This window comes from Gordonia hydrophobica NBRC 16057 (assembly GCF_001592365.1).
Lineage (GTDB): Bacteria > Actinomycetota > Actinomycetes > Mycobacteriales > Mycobacteriaceae > Gordonia > Gordonia hydrophobica.
This window is the reverse complement of record NZ_BCWU01000037.1, coordinates 1-928: the sequence shown is the minus strand read 5'-3', so window position 1 is coordinate 928 and position 928 is coordinate 1. Positions and strand designations below refer to the sequence as shown.

The window sequence follows — 928 nt, the reverse complement described above, 5'->3', positions numbered from 1 at the left end:
AGCGTCAACGGCACCTTCGTGAACGGTCAGCGCGTGATGGCGCACCGCCTCAGCGAGGGCGATGTCGTCACGATCGGCAACTCCGACTTCAGCGTCGACGACGGCGTCCTGGTTCGGGGTCGGCCGCAGGCGCAGGTGGCCGGCGGGTTGCAGGTTCAGGGGCTGTCGTTGACGGTCGATGGTGGTAAGACGCTGGTGAATGAGGTGTCGTTTGCTGCGGCGCCGGGGACGTTGACGGCGATCATCGGGCCATCGGGTGCGGGCAAGTCGACGGTGTCGAAACTCGTCGCGGGGTTGACCACGCCGACCGTCGGGGTGGTGACGTTCGAGGACCGCGGCGTCCATGACGAGTACGAGGCGTTGCGTTCGCGGATCGGGATGGTCCCGCAGGACGATGTGTTGCATCACAAGCTGACGCTGCGTCAGGCGCTGCGGTATGCCGCCGAGCTCCGGTTGCCCGCCGATCTGTCCACCGGTGACCGGGACTCGGTGATCGACGGGGTGCTGTCAGAGTTGCAGTTGACCGAGCATGTCGACACTCGGGTGGACAAGCTCTCCGGTGGGCAGCGCAAGCGTGCGTCAGTGGCGATGGAGTTGCTGACCGGTCCGTCGTTGTTGATTCTCGATGAGCCGACCTCCGGTCTGGATCCGGCCTTGGATCAGCAGGTGATGAAGACGCTGCGGCGGCTGGCCGATGCCGGCCGTGTGGTGTTGGTGGTCACGCACTCGGTGGCGTATCTGAGTCTGTGCGATCAGGTGCTGCTGTTGGCGCCGGGCGGCAAGACCAGTTTCTGCGGTGCGCCCGGCGACGTCGCGACCGAGATGGGCACCACCGACTGGGCCGAGATCTTCGCCTACGTCGCCGACCAACCCGACCACGCCTGGAACCACTACCGACAACGCCACCCCCACACCGCGACCACCCCGC

General features: G+C 66.4%; 1 protein-coding gene. It reads left to right on the top strand.

The genetic code is table 11. The features are described from left to right. Window positions 1-928: ATP-binding cassette domain-containing protein (locus GH2_RS21115; protein WP_157086198.1), on the top strand; the 928-nt coding region annotated here is incomplete at both ends.